Source organism: Paraburkholderia sp. TE9906, assembly GCF_056279605.1.
This window is the reverse complement of sequence record NZ_JBWCCT010000011.1, coordinates 71,648-88,284: the sequence shown is the minus strand read 5'-3', so window position 1 is coordinate 88,284 and position 16,637 is coordinate 71,648. Positions and strand designations below refer to the sequence as shown.

Annotated in this window: 18 protein-coding genes; 10 read left to right on the top strand and 8 right to left on the bottom strand. The window is 65.4% G+C overall.

Annotated elements, in window-relative coordinates:
- Positions 1-56: 56 nt before the first annotated feature.
- A complete protein-coding gene (locus ACZ9H4_RS26680) occupies positions 57-689 on the bottom strand; it encodes a hypothetical protein (RefSeq protein WP_175163261.1) in 633 nt (210 codons plus the stop codon).
- A 264-nt stretch (positions 690-953) separates the two neighbouring features.
- On the opposite strand from ACZ9H4_RS26680, the gene ACZ9H4_RS26675 reads away from it, so the two are divergent.
- Both ACZ9H4_RS26675 and ACZ9H4_RS26670 read left to right on the top strand, forming a co-directional pair.
- Positions 954-1,625 (top strand): heavy metal response regulator transcription factor, encoded by a 672-nt coding sequence (locus ACZ9H4_RS26675; RefSeq protein ID WP_408148445.1) that lies wholly within the window; start codon positions 954-956, stop codon positions 1,623-1,625.
- Complete coding sequence (locus ACZ9H4_RS26670) at positions 1,622-3,022, top strand: heavy metal sensor histidine kinase (RefSeq protein ID WP_408148443.1); 1,401 nt, start codon at positions 1,622-1,624, stop codon at positions 3,020-3,022. Before ACZ9H4_RS26675 ends, ACZ9H4_RS26670 begins: the two co-directional genes overlap by 4 nt.
- Before the next feature lie 8 nt (positions 3,023-3,030).
- On the opposite strand, the gene ACZ9H4_RS26665 is transcribed toward ACZ9H4_RS26670, so the two are convergent.
- Positions 3,031-3,447 (bottom strand): VOC family protein, encoded by a 417-nt coding sequence (locus ACZ9H4_RS26665; protein WP_408148441.1) that lies wholly within the window; start codon positions 3,445-3,447, stop codon positions 3,031-3,033.
- A 268-nt stretch (positions 3,448-3,715) separates the two neighbouring features.
- Between ACZ9H4_RS26665 and ACZ9H4_RS26660 the strand changes: the two genes are divergently transcribed.
- A complete protein-coding gene (locus tag ACZ9H4_RS26660; protein ID WP_408148439.1) occupies positions 3,716-4,018 on the top strand; it encodes a putative quinol monooxygenase in 303 nt (100 codons plus the stop codon).
- 121 nt (positions 4,019-4,139) lie between these two features.
- On the opposite strand, the gene ACZ9H4_RS26655 is transcribed toward ACZ9H4_RS26660, so the two are convergent.
- Entirely contained in the window at positions 4,140-5,570 is a 1,431-nt protein-coding gene (locus tag ACZ9H4_RS26655) for a sensor domain-containing diguanylate cyclase (protein WP_408148485.1), read from the bottom strand.
- A gap of 390 nt (positions 5,571-5,960) precedes the next feature.
- Between ACZ9H4_RS26655 and ACZ9H4_RS26650 the strand changes: the two genes are divergently transcribed.
- Positions 5,961-6,893 (top strand): 2-hydroxyacid dehydrogenase, encoded by a 933-nt coding sequence (locus tag ACZ9H4_RS26650; protein ID WP_408148437.1) that lies wholly within the window; start codon positions 5,961-5,963, stop codon positions 6,891-6,893.
- A gap of 59 nt (positions 6,894-6,952) precedes the next feature.
- Here the strand turns inward: ACZ9H4_RS26650 and ACZ9H4_RS26645 are convergent, their stop codons facing one another.
- The gene (locus tag ACZ9H4_RS26645; RefSeq protein ID WP_408148436.1) at positions 6,953-7,711 is read right to left on the bottom strand and encodes a GntR family transcriptional regulator; all 759 of its coding nucleotides are present in this window, start codon (positions 7,709-7,711) and stop codon (positions 6,953-6,955) included.
- A gap of 266 nt (positions 7,712-7,977) precedes the next feature.
- Here ACZ9H4_RS26645 and ACZ9H4_RS26640 point away from each other — a divergent pair, with 266 nt between their 5' ends.
- From ACZ9H4_RS26640 to ACZ9H4_RS26615, 6 genes are read left to right on the top strand one after another with little or no spacing between them, the layout of a single operon-like run.
- Entirely contained in the window at positions 7,978-8,712 is a 735-nt protein-coding gene (locus ACZ9H4_RS26640) for a succinate dehydrogenase/fumarate reductase iron-sulfur subunit (protein ID WP_408157178.1), read from the top strand.
- The gene (locus ACZ9H4_RS26635) at positions 8,709-9,053 is read left to right on the top strand and encodes a succinate dehydrogenase/fumarate reductase transmembrane subunit (RefSeq protein ID WP_408148432.1); all 345 of its coding nucleotides are present in this window, start codon (positions 8,709-8,711) and stop codon (positions 9,051-9,053) included. Before ACZ9H4_RS26640 ends, ACZ9H4_RS26635 begins: the two co-directional genes overlap by 4 nt.
- The gene (gene sdhC, locus ACZ9H4_RS26630; RefSeq protein WP_408157176.1) at positions 9,050-9,457 is read left to right on the top strand and encodes a succinate dehydrogenase, cytochrome b556 subunit; all 408 of its coding nucleotides are present in this window, start codon (positions 9,050-9,052) and stop codon (positions 9,455-9,457) included. The genes ACZ9H4_RS26635 and sdhC overlap by 4 nt, the downstream gene beginning before the upstream one ends.
- Positions 9,458-9,481: 24 nt before the next feature.
- A complete protein-coding gene (locus ACZ9H4_RS26625; RefSeq protein ID WP_476121664.1) occupies positions 9,482-10,399 on the top strand; it encodes a fumarate hydratase in 918 nt (305 codons plus the stop codon).
- Positions 10,400-10,406: 7 nt separating this feature from the next.
- On the top strand, positions 10,407-11,048 hold the full coding sequence (locus tag ACZ9H4_RS26620) for a fumarate hydratase C-terminal domain-containing protein (RefSeq protein ID WP_476121662.1): 642 nt from the start codon (positions 10,407-10,409) through the stop codon (positions 11,046-11,048).
- Between the two features lie 21 nt (positions 11,049-11,069).
- Positions 11,070-12,806 (top strand): L-aspartate oxidase, encoded by a 1,737-nt coding sequence (locus ACZ9H4_RS26615; protein ID WP_408148424.1) that lies wholly within the window; start codon positions 11,070-11,072, stop codon positions 12,804-12,806.
- Here ACZ9H4_RS26615 and ACZ9H4_RS26610 read toward each other — a convergent pair.
- The 4 genes from ACZ9H4_RS26610 to ACZ9H4_RS26595 are packed head-to-tail and all read right to left on the bottom strand — an operon-like array spanning position 12,737 to position 16,406.
- Positions 12,737-13,654 carry a LysR substrate-binding domain-containing protein gene (locus ACZ9H4_RS26610; protein ID WP_408148423.1) on the bottom strand — a complete coding sequence of 306 codons (918 nt, stop codon included), beginning with the start codon at positions 13,652-13,654 and terminating at the stop codon, positions 12,737-12,739. The genes ACZ9H4_RS26615 and ACZ9H4_RS26610 overlap by 70 nt on opposite strands.
- A 35-nt stretch (positions 13,655-13,689) precedes the next feature.
- Positions 13,690-14,595, bottom strand: coding sequence for an ABC transporter permease (locus ACZ9H4_RS26605; protein WP_408148421.1), 906 nt, complete (start codon positions 14,593-14,595; stop codon positions 13,690-13,692).
- A complete protein-coding gene (locus tag ACZ9H4_RS26600) occupies positions 14,588-15,385 on the bottom strand; it encodes an ABC transporter ATP-binding protein (RefSeq protein WP_408148419.1) in 798 nt (265 codons plus the stop codon). Before ACZ9H4_RS26600 ends, ACZ9H4_RS26605 begins: the two co-directional genes overlap by 8 nt.
- A 1-nt stretch (position 15,386) precedes the next feature.
- Positions 15,387-16,406 carry an ABC transporter substrate-binding protein gene (locus ACZ9H4_RS26595; RefSeq protein WP_408157168.1) on the bottom strand — a complete coding sequence of 340 codons (1,020 nt, stop codon included), beginning with the start codon at positions 16,404-16,406 and terminating at the stop codon, positions 15,387-15,389.
- Between the last annotated feature and the right edge of the window lie 231 nt (positions 16,407-16,637).

The window sequence follows — 16,637 nt, the reverse complement described above, 5'->3', positions numbered from 1 at the left end:
CGTCGTCAAAGAACGCGGCTGCCTTGGGGTAATCGATGAAAGTCTGCGCCGCGCCCTTACATCGGCGGCGTTACACCGTGCTCGCCGGCCGAGATGAAGTTCGCGGCCATCGAGCCGTCCGCTTCCTTGTGAGCGAACAGCACGACCTTGGCGCCAGGCACCAGCAGCGAGCGGTCACCCGGTTGCAGGCTGACGATAGGTACGTCTTGCGGAATCACGATTTTCTTTTCGCCGTCCTTGTACTTCACGGTGATCGTGCGGCCGTTGCTGACCACGAGCGAGCCGACCGTGCCGTTGGTCATCGTGCTGTTCGAACCGAGGTCCCACGGACGATGGCCTTCGCCCGAGCCGCGCATGCTGGCCGGAAACACGTGGACTTCGAGCGCTTTCAGCGTGCCGTCGGCTTGCGGAATCGCGGCGGTGCCGACATAGCTGTCCGGCTTGATGTCGTTCACGTTGGCGAGCGTGACGCCGCGAATCGGCGTATCCGCCGCGAGCTTCACGTCGACGTCCTTGCCGTCGCGCGTATGGACCTTGAGGAGATCGCCCGAGAGCGACGTCACCGTGCCGCGCACGCCGGTAGGTGCCGCGTTTTGGGCTTGAGCCGCGCTCGCGGTCGCAAGGAAGGCGGCGGCGACGAGCGCGGGGGCGACGAATGCGCGCAGTGCGTGCGCCGAAACGATCTTCATGAGTCTGCTCCAGGGTGGTGAACGATCCTGGCAGATTAGGCCGTGAATCGGCTCGCGCGCGTGACGCACAGATGACAAAAACGTCATGAACGGCGCGCCGCCGCCACGTAGAATGGCCGCGTAAGCCATGTCCGGCGTTTGTTGTTGCCTGCGCACGCGGGAGCGCGCTGTTGAGTTACCGCTGGAATCGCGGCCTGAATCACGATCCGGGTCAAAGCCTGATCCGGGCCGCGAGCCGTAGCCCGAGTTGGAGCACCGAGCACCATGAGCATTCTCGTCATCGAAGACGATCCGAAAACCGGCGATTATCTGAAGAAGGGCTTGCGCGAGAGCGGCTATGCGGTCGATCTCGCGCGCACCGGCACGGACGGCCTGCACATGGCGCTCGAACACGCGTACGACCTCGTGGTGCTCGACGTGATGCTGCCCGGCATCGACGGCTGGGAAATCATGCGTGCGCTGCGCGCGCGGCGCGATCTGCCGGTAATCTTTCTGACTGCACGCGATCACGTCAGCGACCGCATTCGCGGTCTCGAACTGGGCGCGGACGATTATCTCGTCAAGCCGTTTTCCTTCATCGAGCTGGTGCTGCGCATTCGCACGCTATTGCGCCGTGGCGTGACCCGCGAGAGCGACGTGTTCGAGGTCGCCGATCTCAAGCTCGACGTGCTGCGCCGCAAAGTGACGCGCGAAGGCGTCGACATTCCGCTCACCAACAAGGAATTCATGCTGCTGCATCTGTTGGTGCGCCGCCAGGGCGAGGCCTTGTCGCGCTCGCAGATCGCGTCGGAAGTGTGGGACATGAACTTCGACAGCGACACCAACGTCGTCGATGTCGCGGTCAAACGGCTGCGCGCGAAGATCGATCACCCATTCGAAAAGAAGCTGATCCACACGGTGCGCAGCATCGGCTACACCTTCGGCGACGGCGCATGAAATTCTGGACCGAGCGCTCGTTGACGGCGCGCACCACGGTGCTGTTCGCGCTGATCGCGTGCCTCGTGATCGGCACGCTCGGTGGGTATTTCTATCACTCAGCGCAAGTGTCGCTGCAACGCCGCGCCGACGTCGTGCTCAACGGCCGCGTCGAGCATTTCAGCCGGATCGTGCACGACCTGTATTCAGTCAGCGAATTGAAGACGCGGCCGCTGCTGTTCGAGACCATGCTCGGCGCGGAGCAGGACGTGCTGCTGTTTCGCCGTCCCGGCGAAGCGCCGTTCGTCGACGTGAACCCCGCGAAGGTCGCGGTGCCCGCGCTGCCGGCCGCCGCCGTGGACAGCCCGCCGGGTTTCGCCGACATCCACCAGACCCGCTTGCCGAACGGCGTGCCGGTGCATTGGGCGATCGCCACCGCGACAGCGCGCGAGGACGGCGCCGAAGTCGAAGTGATCGCCGGGCACCCGATGACGCAGGAAGTGCAGATGCTGGCGGCGTACCGCAATCGCATCCTGCTCGCGACGCTGATCGGCATGCTGGCCGCGACGCTGCTCGCCTGGTACGTGCTGCGCCGCGCGCTGCGACCGGTTCGCGCGATTGCCGAGCGGGCCGCGCAGATCAGCCCGGCGAGCCTGTCCGTGCGGCTCGACAGCGACGCCGCGCCGGTCGAATTGCGGCAGCTCACGCACGCATTCAATGCGATGCTCGACCGTCTCGCCGACGGCTATCAACGCCTGTCGCAGTTTTCCGCCGACCTTGCGCACGAGATTCGCACGCCCATTGGCGCGCTGATCGGCCAGACGCAGGTGACGCTCGCCAAGCCGCGCGAGCCGGACGAATATCAGCAGTTGCTCGAATCGAATCTCGAAGAGCTGAACCGTTTGAGCCATATCGCGGAGAACATCCTGTTTCTCGCGCATGCGGATCATGCGGCGCTGTCGGTCGAACGCGAGCCGGTCGATCTGCGCGCGGAACTCATCAGGATCGCAGACTATTTCGAAGGTCCCGCCGACGAACGCGGCATGCGCTTCGAAGTGGACGCGCAAGGCGTAGCGTCGGTCAATCCGCTGTTGTGGCGCCGCGCGATCCACAATCTGGTCGTCAATGCGGTGCGCTACGGCGCAAGCGATACGGTCGTGCATTTACGCGGCACGCAGGACGTAGCGGGCGCCACCGTGGTGGTCGAAAACGAGGGTGAGCCGATTCCCGAGGCGCAGCTGGACCGACTGTTCGATCGCTTTTATCGCGCGGATGCAGCGCGCAGCGCATTCACCGAATCGAACGGATTGGGGCTCGCGATCGTCAAGGCGATCATGCATCTGCATGGCGGTACCGCGTGCGCGAAGTGTCCGGCGCCGGGCGTGGTGCGCTTCGAGTTGCGCTTTCCGGCCGTCTGATGGCCGGCTTACTCAATCGCGGACGTGGCAGGCGCTTCCGGTTCATGGCAGCAGACGCATAGCTTGTTGCAGTCGGGATCGCGGAAGTAGGCACCGTAATAGTTCGCGTGATAGTGCGGACGCAAACCCGGCGGCCCTTCGCAGACGCCGCCGTGCGCGAGCGCGGCGGCATGCGCGCGATCGACCGTCGCGCGATCGGCGGCGAGCAGGGCGATCATCTGGCCATTGCCGGCTACGGCAGGGCGACCGTCGTAGGGCGTGCCGATCAGGAACAACGGACGCGGCGCATCGGTCGCCATCCAGCCGGCCCAGCCCCGGTCTGTCTCGCGGAACTTCAGGGGCAGGCCTAGCGTGTCCATCAGCGCCTGATAAAAATCGAAAGCGCGCTCGAAATCGGTAATGCCGACGAATACGTGGGACAGCATCGTTGTCGCTCCTCGTTGACGCGGCTCGGGCGCGTTCGGTACGGGCCTGCACGCGTTCATCCTGCGGTCCATCCGGTGACCGGCGTGCGCGATGCGCATGCTCTCACCCGGATGCGCTTTCCAGCGTTGTTCGCCTCGGCCTCAGCGCTCGCGCGGCGCGGCCTATACTCACTTATCGGACAGCGAAACGTTCGCGACTGCTTCCGCGCGCTTTGCGCAGTTTCGCAAAGCGATTTCATTGCCAGCGTCTCACCTCAGGAGTCGTGCCATGGTCAAACTCGCTCTGTACGTTCATCTCGAAGCCAAGCCCGGCAAGGAAAAGGAAGTCGAGGCGTTTCTGCTCGGCGGCTTGCCGCTCGTCGAACAGGAGCCGGCCACCACCGCCTGGTTCGCTCTGAGGCTGGGGCCGTCCAGCTTCGGCATTTTCGACGCCTTTCCCGACGAAGCGGGCCGTGACGCGCATCTGAACGGCAAGGTGGCCGCTGCGCTGATGGCCCAGGCGGGCGAGTTGCTCGCATCGCCGCCGAGCATCAACAAGGTGGACGTGTTGGCGGCGAAGTTGCCGGGGTGATCGGTCGGCGTGTCGAGATGCGCATACACTGGGAACGCCGCAGACCCACCACGCCGCCAATATCGCCACGCCGCGTCCCAACGCCGTCAGGGGTTCAAACGCCGGCTCTCAACCGCCGGCTTTAACCACCACTGGCCGCATCCGCAGCCGGCCGGTTTGCATAGTGCGCGCGCTTTTCCTCGTACATCAGCAGGTCGGCGCGCTGCACGCCCGATTCGAGCCGGTCGCCGCGCTGGCAGGTCGCCGCGCCCATCGAGAAGCTCAGCGGCGAGCCCGGATAGAACTGGTTGTTCATCTCCACGAGTTGGCGGATCGCATCGATCATCGCCGCGCCGCCGCGCTCGTCGGTGTCCGGCATCAGAATCGCGAACTCGTCGCCGCCGATGCGCGCCGCGTGAAACGGCGACTCCATCGCTTTCGCGAGCACTTCGCCCGCGCGCCTTAGCAGCGCGTCGCCGGCGGCGTGGCCGAGCTGGTCGTTCACGCGTTTGAGGCCGTTCAGATCGGCCATGATGATCGTCACCGGCCACGGGCCCTTGCGTTCGAGCCGGTTCAGTTCGTCCACGTAGAAGGAGCGGTTGCGCAGCCTGGTCAGCACGTCGTGCTTGCCGAGGAACTCCAGATAGGCTTCGGCCTTCTTGCGCGCCGTGATGTCCGTGAGCGCGACCAGCACCAGGTCCCAGTTCTGCTCGTGGCCCGGCAGCACCGAGAATTGCAGGTGCACGTGCACCTCGCTGCCGTCGAGCGAATAGTTGAGCACCTCGCGTTGCTGGAACAGCTTGTCGTCCCACAGATCGATCAGCTGCTCGCGGAAATGCGGGCGCATGTCGTCGCGGAACACGTCGGGCAGACGCGCGAGCAGGGTCTTCTTGTCCTTCGCGGCGAACATATCGAGCGTGTGCTGGTTCACGTCGAGCACGTGAATCTCCTGCATGCAGCGTTCGACAAACTCGGGATGCACGTCGGTGAACACGCGAAAATCGGCGATGCCGGCCGCCCGCGCGCCCTCGAGCAGACGCTTGACCGCGCTGAAATCCTCGACCCACAACGACACCGGCGAATGCTCGAACAGGCCGCGCACGTACTGCTCGGCGAGCGTCACGCGCCGGCGCGCGCCTTCGAGCTCGGTAATGTCCTCGACCGACACCAGCACGCGGTCCCAGCGCGCCTCGTGACCGGGCAGCACGGCGCCCTTGAGCAGCACGTCGAGCCGGCGCCCGCCGAGCGTGTAGTTGACGGTCTGGCTCGTGAACTGCGCGTGGCCCTCCCACAACTGGCAGAGTTCTTCGAGGTGGGTCTTGAGCATGTCGTCGCGGAACACCGACGCGAGATTGCTGGTCAGCGCGTCGAAATCGGCGGCTTCGAACTGTTCGAGCGTCTTCTGGTTGACCTTGATCACGCGGATGCTATGCGCGCATTCGGCGACCCGCTGCGGGTCGTCGGCGAAATGCGCGCGCAGATCGGTCACGCCTGCGGCCCGCCACGTATCGAACAACGTGCGCACACCGCTGAAGTCTTCGAGCCAGAGCGAGACGGGCGCGAGTTCGAACATTTCGGAATCGTCGCCGTGGGGGGCTGCCGTCGGGTTGTTACCCAAGGAGGCTTCCTTAGGGGCGCTTTCTGGAGGCGCGGAGCCGCGCGGGACAATATCGAGCATGAGGGTCTCGGGATCGAAGTTGCGGCTATTTTAAGACGGGTTCGGCATCTGCTGAAAAGAAAGGCAAGCGGCGCATCGTTTTTGCGCAACTCTATCCAACTGGATAACGGCCACGCGGGCAGGGGACTTGAGGCGCCACGCACACGATCCGGCAGTGTGCGCGGTGAAGGATGAAAGGCAAAGGCAAGGGTACCCAGACGCATGACCGCAGCACGCATTGTCGAGCCTTGCTACACTCGGTGCCCACGGATTCCACCCACCCACGTCGTCAACCATAACGCCGTCATGAAGCCATCCCTGCTGGTGCTGATCCATTTGAACGACGCGAGCCGCGCCGATATCGCGGCGGCGTTCGAGGTCGTCTACGCGCCCGAGACCGCTCAGCACGACGCCGCGATCGCCGCGCACGGCGAGACGATTCGCGCCGTGCTGACCAACGGCACGATCGGCCTGAGCGCCGCCGCAATCGACCGGATGCCGCGACTCGAACTGGTCAGCGCATCGGGCGCCGGCTATGAAAACCTCGCCGTCGACCACGCCCGTTCGCGCGGCATCGTGCTCGTCAATGGCGCGGGCACCAACGATCATTGCGTGGCCGATCATGCGTTCGCCTTGCTGCTCGCGGTCGTGCGCGACGTGCCGCAACTCGATCAGGCCACGCGCAAGGGCGTCTGGCGCGATACGCTGCCGCTGCAGCCGAACGTGTCGCATAAGCGTTTGGGGATCGCCGGGCTCGGCAATATCGGCGAGAAGGTCGCGCGGCGAGGCGCGGGATTCGACATGGAGATCGGCTATTACAATCGTAAGCCGCGTGAAGGCTCGCCGCTGCGTTACTTCGACAGCGTGCAGGCACTCGCGCAATGGTGCGATTTTCTGGTGGTGGCGACGCCCGGTGGAGCGGGCACGCGGCATCTGATCGACGGGAGTGTGCTGGACGCGCTCGGTCCGCAGGGCTTTATCGTCAACGTGTCGCGCGGCAGCGTGGTGGATACGGCCGCGTTGGCGCGCGCGCTGACCTCAGGGGCGATTGCCGGCGCGGGGCTCGACGTCTACGAAGGCGAGCCGCAGCCGCCCGAGGCTTTGCTGACATTGCGCAACGTGGTGCTCACGCCGCATGTGGGCGGCCGTTCGCCGGAGGCGATCACGGCCTCGATCGACAACTTCCTGAGCAATGCGAAGCGCCATTTCGCGGGCGAGCCGGTATTGACGCCGATCTGACCGACGCATGATGCACGGGGCGGGCGCACGGTGAGGGCGCGTTGCCGTCCACCCGCCGCCTATTTCTCTTCATCTCGCCCAGGCCGCGCGCCGATGTACTCGTACTCCGCCGTGTTGAGCCGCGACACCCGCAACTCGACCGCGTTGCGGTGATACGAATAGGCGATCCGGCGGATTTCCAGCAACGGCGCGCCGAGCTCGACGCCGAGCTGCTCACTCTCGATCTCGTTCGCGAGCGCGACGCTCACGCGTTCATCGGTCTCGACCACGTTGATGCCGAACACGTCCTGATAGAAGTTGTACAGCGTGTTCGGCCGGTTGCGCAGCTTCGTTTCGGTAAGGCCCGGAAAGTGCGCTTCCGGCACGGTGATGTGTTCGATCAGCACCGTCTGGCCATGCAGCGCGAGGCCGTTGACGAACTGGAACACCCGCGCGCCGGTCTCGATGCCGAGCGCGGCCGCCACCTCGCGCGACGCCCGTGCCTTCCTGAAGTCGATCAGCGTGACGACCGGATAGGCCTTGTCGCCGTCGCGCCGCACGATCCGGAAGAAGCGGAAAAAATGCCGGTCGCGCTGGTGCATCGACACGAAGGTGCCGAGCCCCTGATGACGGATCAGGATGTTTTCCGCGCAGAGTTCGTCGATTGCCTTGCGCAGCGTGCCGATGGACACGCCGAAGCGTTCGGCGAGGCGCTTTTCCGAAGGAATGCATTCGCCGCCTTTCCATTCGCCGGCCGAGAGCGCGGCGAGGATCGCGCTCTTGACCTCCTTGTACCGCGTGCCGCCCAGCGCGGGCGGATTGATGGCGAGCGTGCTCATGAAAACCTCTGCAAAGCGCGAGTCGCGCGACGCCGCTCGCTAAAGTGGGACCCGCCCCGATTTTAAACGACAAAGTCATCTAGCACATCTAGATGAGATAGATTCTGTCGGTTCGTCGCGACATTGCATCGGGCTGTCCCGCTTGCGCAAGAATCCCTTGTCCTCACGCCAAGAATTACTGGCTTTCAGGCACGCGCACGTGGGCCTAACCTGATGGTCAGCCAGTCGTTCCCCACAGCACCACAGAACTATCAGGCCATCACCCTATGCAGCCATCCGTCAGCGACATGCTGAGCGTGCGCGTCTGGCGCGGAGCCGAAGACGGCGCCTTCGAGCCGTTCGAGGTGCCGCGCCGCGCGAGCCAGACCGTGCTGGACGTCGTCACGCACATTCAGCGCAGCATCGATGCCACGTTGTCCTACCGTTTCGCGTGCCGCGTCGGCATGTGCGGTTCCTGTGCGATGACCGTCAATGGCCGCGCGCGCTGGACCTGCCGCACGCACGTCGCGCAGGTGCTGCGGCGCCCCGGCGAGGTGCTCGAAATCGCGCCGCTGAACCATCTGCCGATCGTCAAGGATCTGGCGGTCGACATGACACGGTTTTTCGACAAATGGCGCGATGCGAAGGGCTATTTCGCAGGCAACCGCGATCGCTGCGCACCGCTCGAACGGGTCGATCCCGCGTCGCCCGAACGGCGGGCGGTGGATGCGGGCATCGAGTGTATCGGCTGCGGTGTCTGCTATGCCAGTTGCGACGTGGTCGGCTGGAAACCGGACTATCTCGGGCCGGCCGCGCTCAATCGCGCGTGGACGCTCGTCAACGACGTGCGCGACATGCAGCAGGGCGCCCGCCACGATGCGGTCGCCACCGACGCCGGCTGCCACTCGTGCCATACCCTCGGCTCGTGCACGGAACGCTGCCCGAAAGCGCTGGCGCCCACGGCGAGCATCGCGGGCCTCAAACGCGCGGGGCGTGCGCGGCCGACAGGAGGCGAGCGATGAACCGGACCTTCGACGCGTGGTGGCTGCAACGCCTGTCCGCGATGGTGCTGACGCTGTGCGTCGCGATTCATCTGGCGACCATGATCTGGGTCGTGCATGGCGGACTGCGCGCGGTGGATGTGATCGCGCGTCTGCACGGCAACGTCGCATGGGGCCTGTTTTACGCGGTCTTCGTGATCGCCGCGGCGCTGCACGTTCCGGTGGGCCTGCGCCGTATCGCCGACGAGTGGTTGAACTGGCGCGGCCTCTGGGCGGCGCGCGCGAGCGTGCTGATCGGTGTCGGGCTGGCGCTGGCGGGCTTGCGCGCGGTCTATGCATTGATCGCGGGCGTGCCGGCATGAACTCCACCACCCGCACTACCCAAACCGCTCATCCACGCGCCGTCACGCCGGGCCGCAAGCTCGACTTCCGCGCGCGCAATCATCCGGCGTGGTGGGCTTTTCTCGTGCACCGCCTGTCCGGCCTCGCGCTGGCGTTCTTCCTGCCCGCGCATTTCTGGGCGCTCGGGAGCGCGCTGAACGGCGCCGCGCGTTTCGAATCGTTCCTTGCCGTCACGCGCGCGCCGGGCTTCGTGTTCGCGGAGTGGGGGCTGGTCACGCTGCTCGCCGCGCATCTGATCGGCGGCGTGCGGCTGCTGCTGATCGAGTTCCGGCCGTGGAGCGGCTTGCGCAAGGATCTGATCGCGTTGACCGCGGGCGGCGCGTTCGTGATCGGGATGGCATTTGCGCTTTCGCTGACCTTGTGAACGCGCACGCCTGAAGAGGCCTCAATGGAAACGACGACGATGGAAACGACACAGGACATGACGGGCTTCACCGTCGACTACGGTTTGATCGAAGAGATCGCCAGCACCTTGTATGTCCGTTCGCTCAAGCAGTTGCCGCCGGACGTGAAGGACGGCATTGCCAAGCTCGAAGCCAGCGAGCGCAACGACACCGCGCGCCGCGTGCTCGGCACGATGCGGCAGAACATCGTGGTAGCTGAGCAAGCCGACAATCTGCTGTGCCAGGACACCGGCCTGCCGATCTACAACGTCACGCTCGGTGAGGGTGTGCGCTTCGACGGCCTGCGGTTGAAGGCCGCGATCCGCAGCGGCTGTGCGCGCGCCACGCATGAGCATCCGCTGCGCTCGTCGGTCGTGCATCCGCTGACGCGTCACAACGAGCAGAATTCGTGCGGCGCCGGGGTGCCCGTGATCCACATCGATTTCGACGCGACGCCGGGCACGCTGTCGATCGAAATGATTCCGAAGGGCAGCGGCTCGGAGAACAACTCGTTTCTGCGCATGGCAATTCCAGCCGAGGGTGTCGACGCGATCCGGCGCTTCGTGATCGACTGCGTGGTCGAGGCCGGTGGCAAGACTTGTCCGCCGACGATCGTCGGCGTGGGCGTCGGCGGCACCTCGGACCTGTGCGTCGCGCTGGCCAAGCGGGCGGCCACGCGGCCGCTCGGCACGCACTGCGGCGACGAGCACGGCGCGGCGCTGGAGCGGCAGATGTCGGCGGCGGTCAATCAGCTGGGCGTCGGGCCGCAGGGGCTCGGCGGCGATGCGACCGCGTTCGCCGTGCATGTCGAGCTCGCGGCGACGCACATCACGATGAACCCGGTCGCCGTGAACATGCAGTGTCATTCGGCGCGGCGCGCGCGCGCCACGCTGAGCGCGCAGGGAGTCGAGTATGGCTACTGAAACGTCCATGAGCACGCCGTTAAGCACACCGACGAACGGCACGCATCACACGCTCGACATGCCCGTGAGCGACGCGCAGGTCCGCGCGCTGCGCATCGGCGACACGGTCACGCTGAACCGCACGCTGTTCGGCATTCGCGACGCCACCCAGATTCACATGTTCGATCACGGCCGCGCCACGCGCTTCGATCTGCGCGGCCACGCGGTGATCCATACCGCGCCGAACGTGCGGCGCGTCGACGTCTCGCCGCAGCATCCGGCGGGCTACGAGCCGGTGTGCATCGGCACGACGACGTCGATGCGCATGGAGCGCTTCACCGCGCCGCTGATGCAAACCTGCGGTGTGCGCGCGGTGATCGGCAAGGGTGGGCTCGGCGCGGCGTCGAGCGCGGCGTTCGCGGAGTTCGGCGGCGTGTATCTCGCGATCGTCGGCGGCACGGCGGCGCTCGAAACCACGTGGATCGAGCAGATCGAAGACGTCGATCTCGACGATCTCAATCCGGAGTCGCTGTGGCGTTTGCGCATTCACGGCTTCGGACCGCTGCTGGTTGCGATGGACAGTCACGGCGGCAGCCTTTACACCGCCGTCCAACAGAACACGCGCACGCAGCGCGACGCGGTGCTCGCGTCGCTCGGCATTCGTGCTTGAGGCATCGGAGAGCGCATCGCGATGAAACAGTTCGATACCGACATCCTCATTCTGGGCAGCGGCGGCGCGGGCCTGTTCGCCGCGTTGCACGCGCAGGCCGCCGCGCCGCACCTGCGCATCACCGTTGCCGTCAAAGGGCTGCTCGGCAAATGCGGCTGTACGCGCATGGTGCAGGGCGGCTACAACGTCGCGCTCGCGCCGGGCGATTCGGTCGAGCGCCATTTCATGGACACGATCGAAGGCGGTAAGTGGCTCTCGAATCAGGACCTCGCGTGGATGCTGGTGACGGGCGCGCTCGAACGGATTCGTGAACTCGAAAACGAACTGGGCTGCTTCTTCGACCGCAACCCGGACGGCTCGGTGCGGCAGAAAGCGTTCGCCGGACAGACGTTCGACCGCACCGTGCACAAGGGCGACCAGACCGGCATCGAGATCATCAACCGGCTCGCGGAGCAGGTGTGGGCGCGCGGCATCGAGCGGCTCGAAGAGCATCGCGCGGTGGAGTTCATCCGCAGCCGCGACGGCGCGACGCTCGCCGGCGTGCTGATGATCGACATGCGCAGCGGCGAATTCGTGTTCGTGCGCACGCGCGCGGTGCTGCTTGCGACCGGCGGCGGCCCGACCATGTATCGCTATCACACGCCGAGCGGCGACAAGAGCTGCGACGGCATGGCGATGGCGTTGCGCGCCGGCCTCACGCTGCGCGACATGGAGATGGTGCAGTTTCATCCGACCGGATTGCTCGCGGGCGCGGGTACGCGTATGACCGGCACGGTGCTCGAAGAGGGGTTGCGCGGCGCGGGCGGCTATCTGCTGACCGGCGCGGGCGAGCGCTTCATGCAGGCGTACGACCCGCGCGCCGAGCGCGCCACCCGCGACGTGGTGTCGCGCAGCATCTTCCGCGAATTGCGCGCCGGGCACGCGACGCCCAATGGCGGCGTCTATCTGCAGATGCATCATCTCGGCGCGGACAGCGTGCGTCAGAAGTTCAAGGGGATGGTCGAGCGTTGCGCCGATTGCGGTTTCGATCTGGCGGGCGGCCTCGTCGAAGTGGTGCCGACCGCGCACTACATGATGGGCGGCGTCGTGTTCGACGCGCAGTGCGCGACCACGTTGCCGGGCCTGTTCGTCGCCGGCGAGGATGCAGGCGGCGTGCACGGCGCGAACCGGCTGGGCGGCAATGGCGTCGCGAATTCGACGGTGTTCGGCGGCATTGCGGGCGACACACTGGCGGCTTGGGTGCCGCGTCACGGCTATTTCGCCACCGCCGACACGGACGCGCTCAACGCGGCGATGGCGCGTTGCACGCGTCCATTGCATCAGCCGCCGGGCGACCTCGAAGCGATCCGCGACGCGCTCGCCGAAGTGATGTGGAACGACGTCGGCATCCTGCGCGACGCCGAGGGGCTCGAACGCGCGCGCCGCCAGCTCGGCGAACTGGAGACGCAGCTCGAACAGACCGGCGTCGACGGCCGCGACTTACGCTTCAATCTGTCGTGGCACGACTGGATGAATCTGCGCAACCTGATCCTCGTGAGCCGCGCGATCACCGAATCCGCGCTGCTGCGCGAGAACTCGCGCGGCGCGCATTATCGCGAGGACTTTCCGGAAGCGGGCGATCTGGAGACGTCCGAATACGTGTGCCTGCGCCTCGAAGGCGAGCGCTTCGCCGCGAGCCGCCAGCGCGTTCAGTTCACGCGGGTGCGGCCGGGCGAGTCGTTGCTCGAAGAGGAAAGCTCGGCGGTGTCGATGAAATGACGCTTGACCGCGTCCGTGAACGCCTCGCGCGGATGATCGCGCCGCTCGAGCAGCCCGACCCGGCGCGGCGTCACCCGCTCCGGCAAGGGCGTCACCTGGAGCCCCGACTCGCGGGTCCAGTTCGCGTTGGCGAGCAGCGGCACGATCGACACGCCGAAGCCGCGCCGCACCATCTCCGAGATCGCTTCGATCGAGTTCAATTCCATGATTTCGTTGCGCGCCGTGCCGAGTTGGCGCAGCGCGTTGTCGACCAGCACGCCGGTCCACGTGTGACGGTCGAAGCGGATGAAGGGCTCTTCGAGCAGCGCGTCGATCGACGCGTGCGGCGCGCCCGCCGGTGAGATGAACACCATCGGCTCGCTATACAGCATGGTCCATTTGAGCGCGGCCGGCAATGCGGACGGCGACTGCGCGACGATCGCCGCATCCAGTTCGCCGCTTTCCACGCGTGCGGCGAAATCGCTCGACAAGCCCGTGAACAGCTTCAGATCGAGACGGGGATAGCGCTGCTTGAGCTTGAGCATCGCATCGGCGAACGCGCCCATCAGCGATGACACCAGCGCGCCCACGCGCACCGTGCCGGACAGTTCACCGGCGTCGCCGGTCGCGAGAATCTGGCGGTAGTTGGCCACCAGCGTTTCCGCGAGCGGCAGCACCGCGCGGCCTTGCGCGCTGAGCGATACCGAACGCGCCGCGCGATCGAACAGCACGAGGTCGAGATCGCGTTCGAGCGAGCGCATCTGCAGGCCGACGGCGGCTTGCGTGAGACACACTTCCTCAGCGGCGGCCGCGAAGGAACCGTGCCGCGCCACCGACAGAAACGTCACGAAATAGCGGATTGCACTCACGGCGGTCCCGGTTCGGTTCGTTCATCATGTTACCTTCATTGCATGCCCCAGCGTTGCACCGTGTGACGCTCCAGCACGCGGAAAATCAGGTTCTCGACCGCGAGTCCGATCAGGATCACCGTGAACAGTCCGGCAAACACGTTGGCGATGTCGAGCAGGTTCTTGTTCTCGTAGATGAACCAGCCGAGACCACCCGAACCCGAACTCACGCCGAACACCAGCTCCGCTGCGATCAACGTGCGCCACGCGAAGGCCCAGCCGATCTTCAGCCCGGTCAGGATGCTCGGAAACGCGGCGGGCACGAGAATCTGCCACACATAGCGGCCGCCGCGCAGACCGTAGTTGCGCCCGACCATCTTCAGCGTATTGCTCACCGACAGAAATCCCGAGTGCGTATTCAATGCGACCGACCAGGTTACCGAATGCACCAGCACGAAAATCAGGCTGCCGTTGCCGAGGCCGAACCAGATCAGCGCGAGCGGCAGTAGTGCGATGGCCGGCAGCGGATTGAGCATCGAGGTCATCGTCTCCAGAAAATCCGTGCCGATGCGCGAGGTGATCGCCGCCGCCGTGAGCAGGGCCGCGAGCACGATCCCGCAGGCGTAGCCGATCAGCAGCACATGGATCGACGCCCATGCCTTGCCCGGCAGTTCGCCGCTCGCGATGCTTTTGAAGAACGCCTCGATGGTCGCGCTGAAGGTCGGAAAAAGCAGCGGATTGTTCAGCACGCGGCCATAGATTTCCCACACGCCCGCGAGCAACAGCAAGATGATCAGCTTGCGGATCCATGCCTGGTTGTAGAGCCGCTCGAACGGCGACAACGGCTTTTCGACGACACTGAACTCGCGGGTTTCCGCGGGCTCGCGGACCACCTCGGAGCGCCGCACGACCGCGGGCGCGTCGCGCTGACCGGAACCGTCATGAGTAAGCATGTCAGACATTTTCCGCCCTCTCGATCTCGTCTTCGAACAGCATGTGCTGGATGCGCTTTTCGAGCGCTACAGCGGCTTGTGGCGTGCTCGCCGTTTCCAGTTCGGCCTTCACCTGGCCGGGGTGCGGCGAGAGCAGCAGAATGCGGCTGCCCACCTTGATCGCCTCGGGGATCGAGTGCGTGACGAACAGCACCGTGAAGCGCGTTTCCTCCCACAGCGCGAGCAGTTCGTCCTGCATCTTGCGCCGCGTGAGGGCGTCGAGCGCGGCGAACGGTTCGTCCATCAGCAGGATGTCGGGCTCCATCGCCATGCCGCGCGCAATCGCGACGCGCTGCTTCATGCCGCCCGACAGCGTGTGCGGATAGCTGTCGGCGAACGAAGCGAGATTGACCTTCTCGATGTAGTGCATCGCGCGCTCTTCGATCTCCTTGCCGTGCAGCCGATGCGAGGCCTGCAGCGCGAACATCACGTTCTGCCGGACCGTTTTCCAGGGCAATAGCTGGTCGAATTCCTGGAACACCATCATCCGGTCGGGGCCCGGCCGCGTGACCGTCTTGCCCTTGAGCGAGATCGTGCCTTCGGTCGGCGCGAGATAGCCGCCGACGCTCTTCAGCAAGGTCGACTTGCCGCAGCCGGACGGCCCCAGCAACACGAAGCGATCGCTCTTGAACACTTCGAAGTCGACGCGGTAGGTCGCCATCACGAGCGTCTTCGGGGTCTTGTATTGCAGCGTCACGCCGCGCACGGCGAGTAGCGGCGCGGAGTCGGGATAAGGCGTGGCTTGAGTCGCGGCGCGCATGTCAGCTTCCTTGCAGGGATTGAGCGGTGGGGAAGAACATGTCCTTCCACGAGGCCGGCTTCTTCTTGATCAGACCGGTGCGCGCCATGAAGTCGGCGTATTTGATCGTGTTCTGCGGGACCGTGGTGAACGACACGTTGGGCGACGTGATCATTTTTTCCACTTCCTCGACGCTGCTCTTCTCCTTCGAGATGCGCAGGTAGGCGACCGCGGCTGCGTGCTTGTCGTGATTGATCCACGCCTGCGATTCATTTAGCGCGTCCATGAAGGCCTTCGTGAGTTTCGGGTTCTCCTGATAGAAGCGCGTCGTGCACCAGACGAGATTGAAACTCGACTTGCCGCCGAGCACGTCGTACGAATTGAGCACCGTATGCACGTTCTGCTTCTGCAATTCCTGCTCCTGGAACGGCGGCGAACCGAAATGCGCGGTGACCTCGCTGTTGCCGGACATCAGCGCCTGCTGCGCATCGGGATGCGAGAGCGACACGGTGTATTTGTCGAGCTGTCCCTGGTTGCCCGCGCCGAATGCTTTTTCGGCGGCCATCTGCAACGTGATCGCCTGGATCGACACTTTGGCCGCCGGCAACGCGATCTTGTCCTGGCCGGTGAAGTCCTTCAGCGTCTTCACTTTCGCGTTGGTCGTATTGAGCAGCAGCGGCATCGAATTGATCGCGGCGAGCGCCTTGACCTCGACCGGCGTGCCGGCGGTGCGCGACCACAGCAGCACGAGCGGCGCGACGCCGCCCGAGGCGATCTGCAACGAGTTGGAGAGCAGCGAGTCGTTCATCACGTTGCCGCCCGCGAACTCGACCCACGACACCTTCAGATCCTTGATGCCCTCCTGCGCCGCGTGTTTTTCGAACAGCTTCTGGTCCTGCATGATCATCAGCGGCAGGTAGCTCACGCCGTATTGCCGCGCGATCTTCACCTCGCTCAGTTCGGCTCGCGCGGCGCCGGCGGCCAGCATGGCCGACAGGACACAGCTCATGCCGATCGTTCGAAACAGTCTCTGCACGTTCATGGCTGGCACACCCTATGTTGGTGGAGCGCCGTGGCGGCGCGCGTGGGGAAGATCGGACGAAAGCGGGGCGAGCAGGGGGAGGGCCGCTAGGGCGTGCGCGTGGGCGCGCGTGCCTGAATGAATGACCGGGGATGCGGCGCCGGCGCGAATAGCGCGAGCGCCGTGAAGAGTGGGGCAAGCATCATGCGTGTCTCCAGTGGCCGGTGGTGCGCGGCGTGACTTTTTCGCGCA

Coding starts and splice junctions, on each gene's coding strand:
- sdhC (WP_408157176.1), top strand. CDS start 9,050: ATGAACTCCACCACCCGCACTACCCAAACCGCTCATCCACGCGCCGTC.
- ACZ9H4_RS26620 (WP_476121662.1), top strand. CDS start 10,407: ATGAGCACGCCGTTAAGCACACCGACGAACGGCACGCATCACACGCTC.
- ACZ9H4_RS26640 (WP_408157178.1), top strand. CDS start 7,978: ATGCAGCCATCCGTCAGCGACATGCTGAGCGTGCGCGTCTGGCGCGGA.
- ACZ9H4_RS26660 (WP_408148439.1), top strand. CDS start 3,716: ATGGTCAAACTCGCTCTGTACGTTCATCTCGAAGCCAAGCCCGGCAAG.
- ACZ9H4_RS26600 (WP_408148419.1), bottom strand. CDS start 15,385: ATGCGCGCCGCGACTCAAGCCACGCCTTATCCCGACTCCGCGCCGCTA.
- ACZ9H4_RS26625 (WP_476121664.1), top strand. CDS start 9,482: ATGGAAACGACGACGATGGAAACGACACAGGACATGACGGGCTTCACC.
- ACZ9H4_RS26650 (WP_408148437.1), top strand. CDS start 5,961: ATGAAGCCATCCCTGCTGGTGCTGATCCATTTGAACGACGCGAGCCGC.
- ACZ9H4_RS26635 (WP_408148432.1), top strand. CDS start 8,709: ATGAACCGGACCTTCGACGCGTGGTGGCTGCAACGCCTGTCCGCGATG.
- ACZ9H4_RS26680 (WP_175163261.1), bottom strand. CDS start 689: ATGAAGATCGTTTCGGCGCACGCACTGCGCGCATTCGTCGCCCCCGCG.
- ACZ9H4_RS26655 (WP_408148485.1), bottom strand. CDS start 5,570: ATGTTCGAACTCGCGCCCGTCTCGCTCTGGCTCGAAGACTTCAGCGGT.
- ACZ9H4_RS26645 (WP_408148436.1), bottom strand. CDS start 7,711: ATGAGCACGCTCGCCATCAATCCGCCCGCGCTGGGCGGCACGCGGTAC.
- ACZ9H4_RS26670 (WP_408148443.1), top strand. CDS start 1,622: ATGAAATTCTGGACCGAGCGCTCGTTGACGGCGCGCACCACGGTGCTG.
- ACZ9H4_RS26675 (WP_408148445.1), top strand. CDS start 954: ATGAGCATTCTCGTCATCGAAGACGATCCGAAAACCGGCGATTATCTG.
- ACZ9H4_RS26665 (WP_408148441.1), bottom strand. CDS start 3,447: ATGCTGTCCCACGTATTCGTCGGCATTACCGATTTCGAGCGCGCTTTC.
- ACZ9H4_RS26605 (WP_408148421.1), bottom strand. CDS start 14,595: ATGTCTGACATGCTTACTCATGACGGTTCCGGTCAGCGCGACGCGCCC.
- ACZ9H4_RS26615 (WP_408148424.1), top strand. CDS start 11,070: ATGAAACAGTTCGATACCGACATCCTCATTCTGGGCAGCGGCGGCGCG.
- ACZ9H4_RS26595 (WP_408157168.1), bottom strand. CDS start 16,406: ATGAACGTGCAGAGACTGTTTCGAACGATCGGCATGAGCTGTGTCCTG.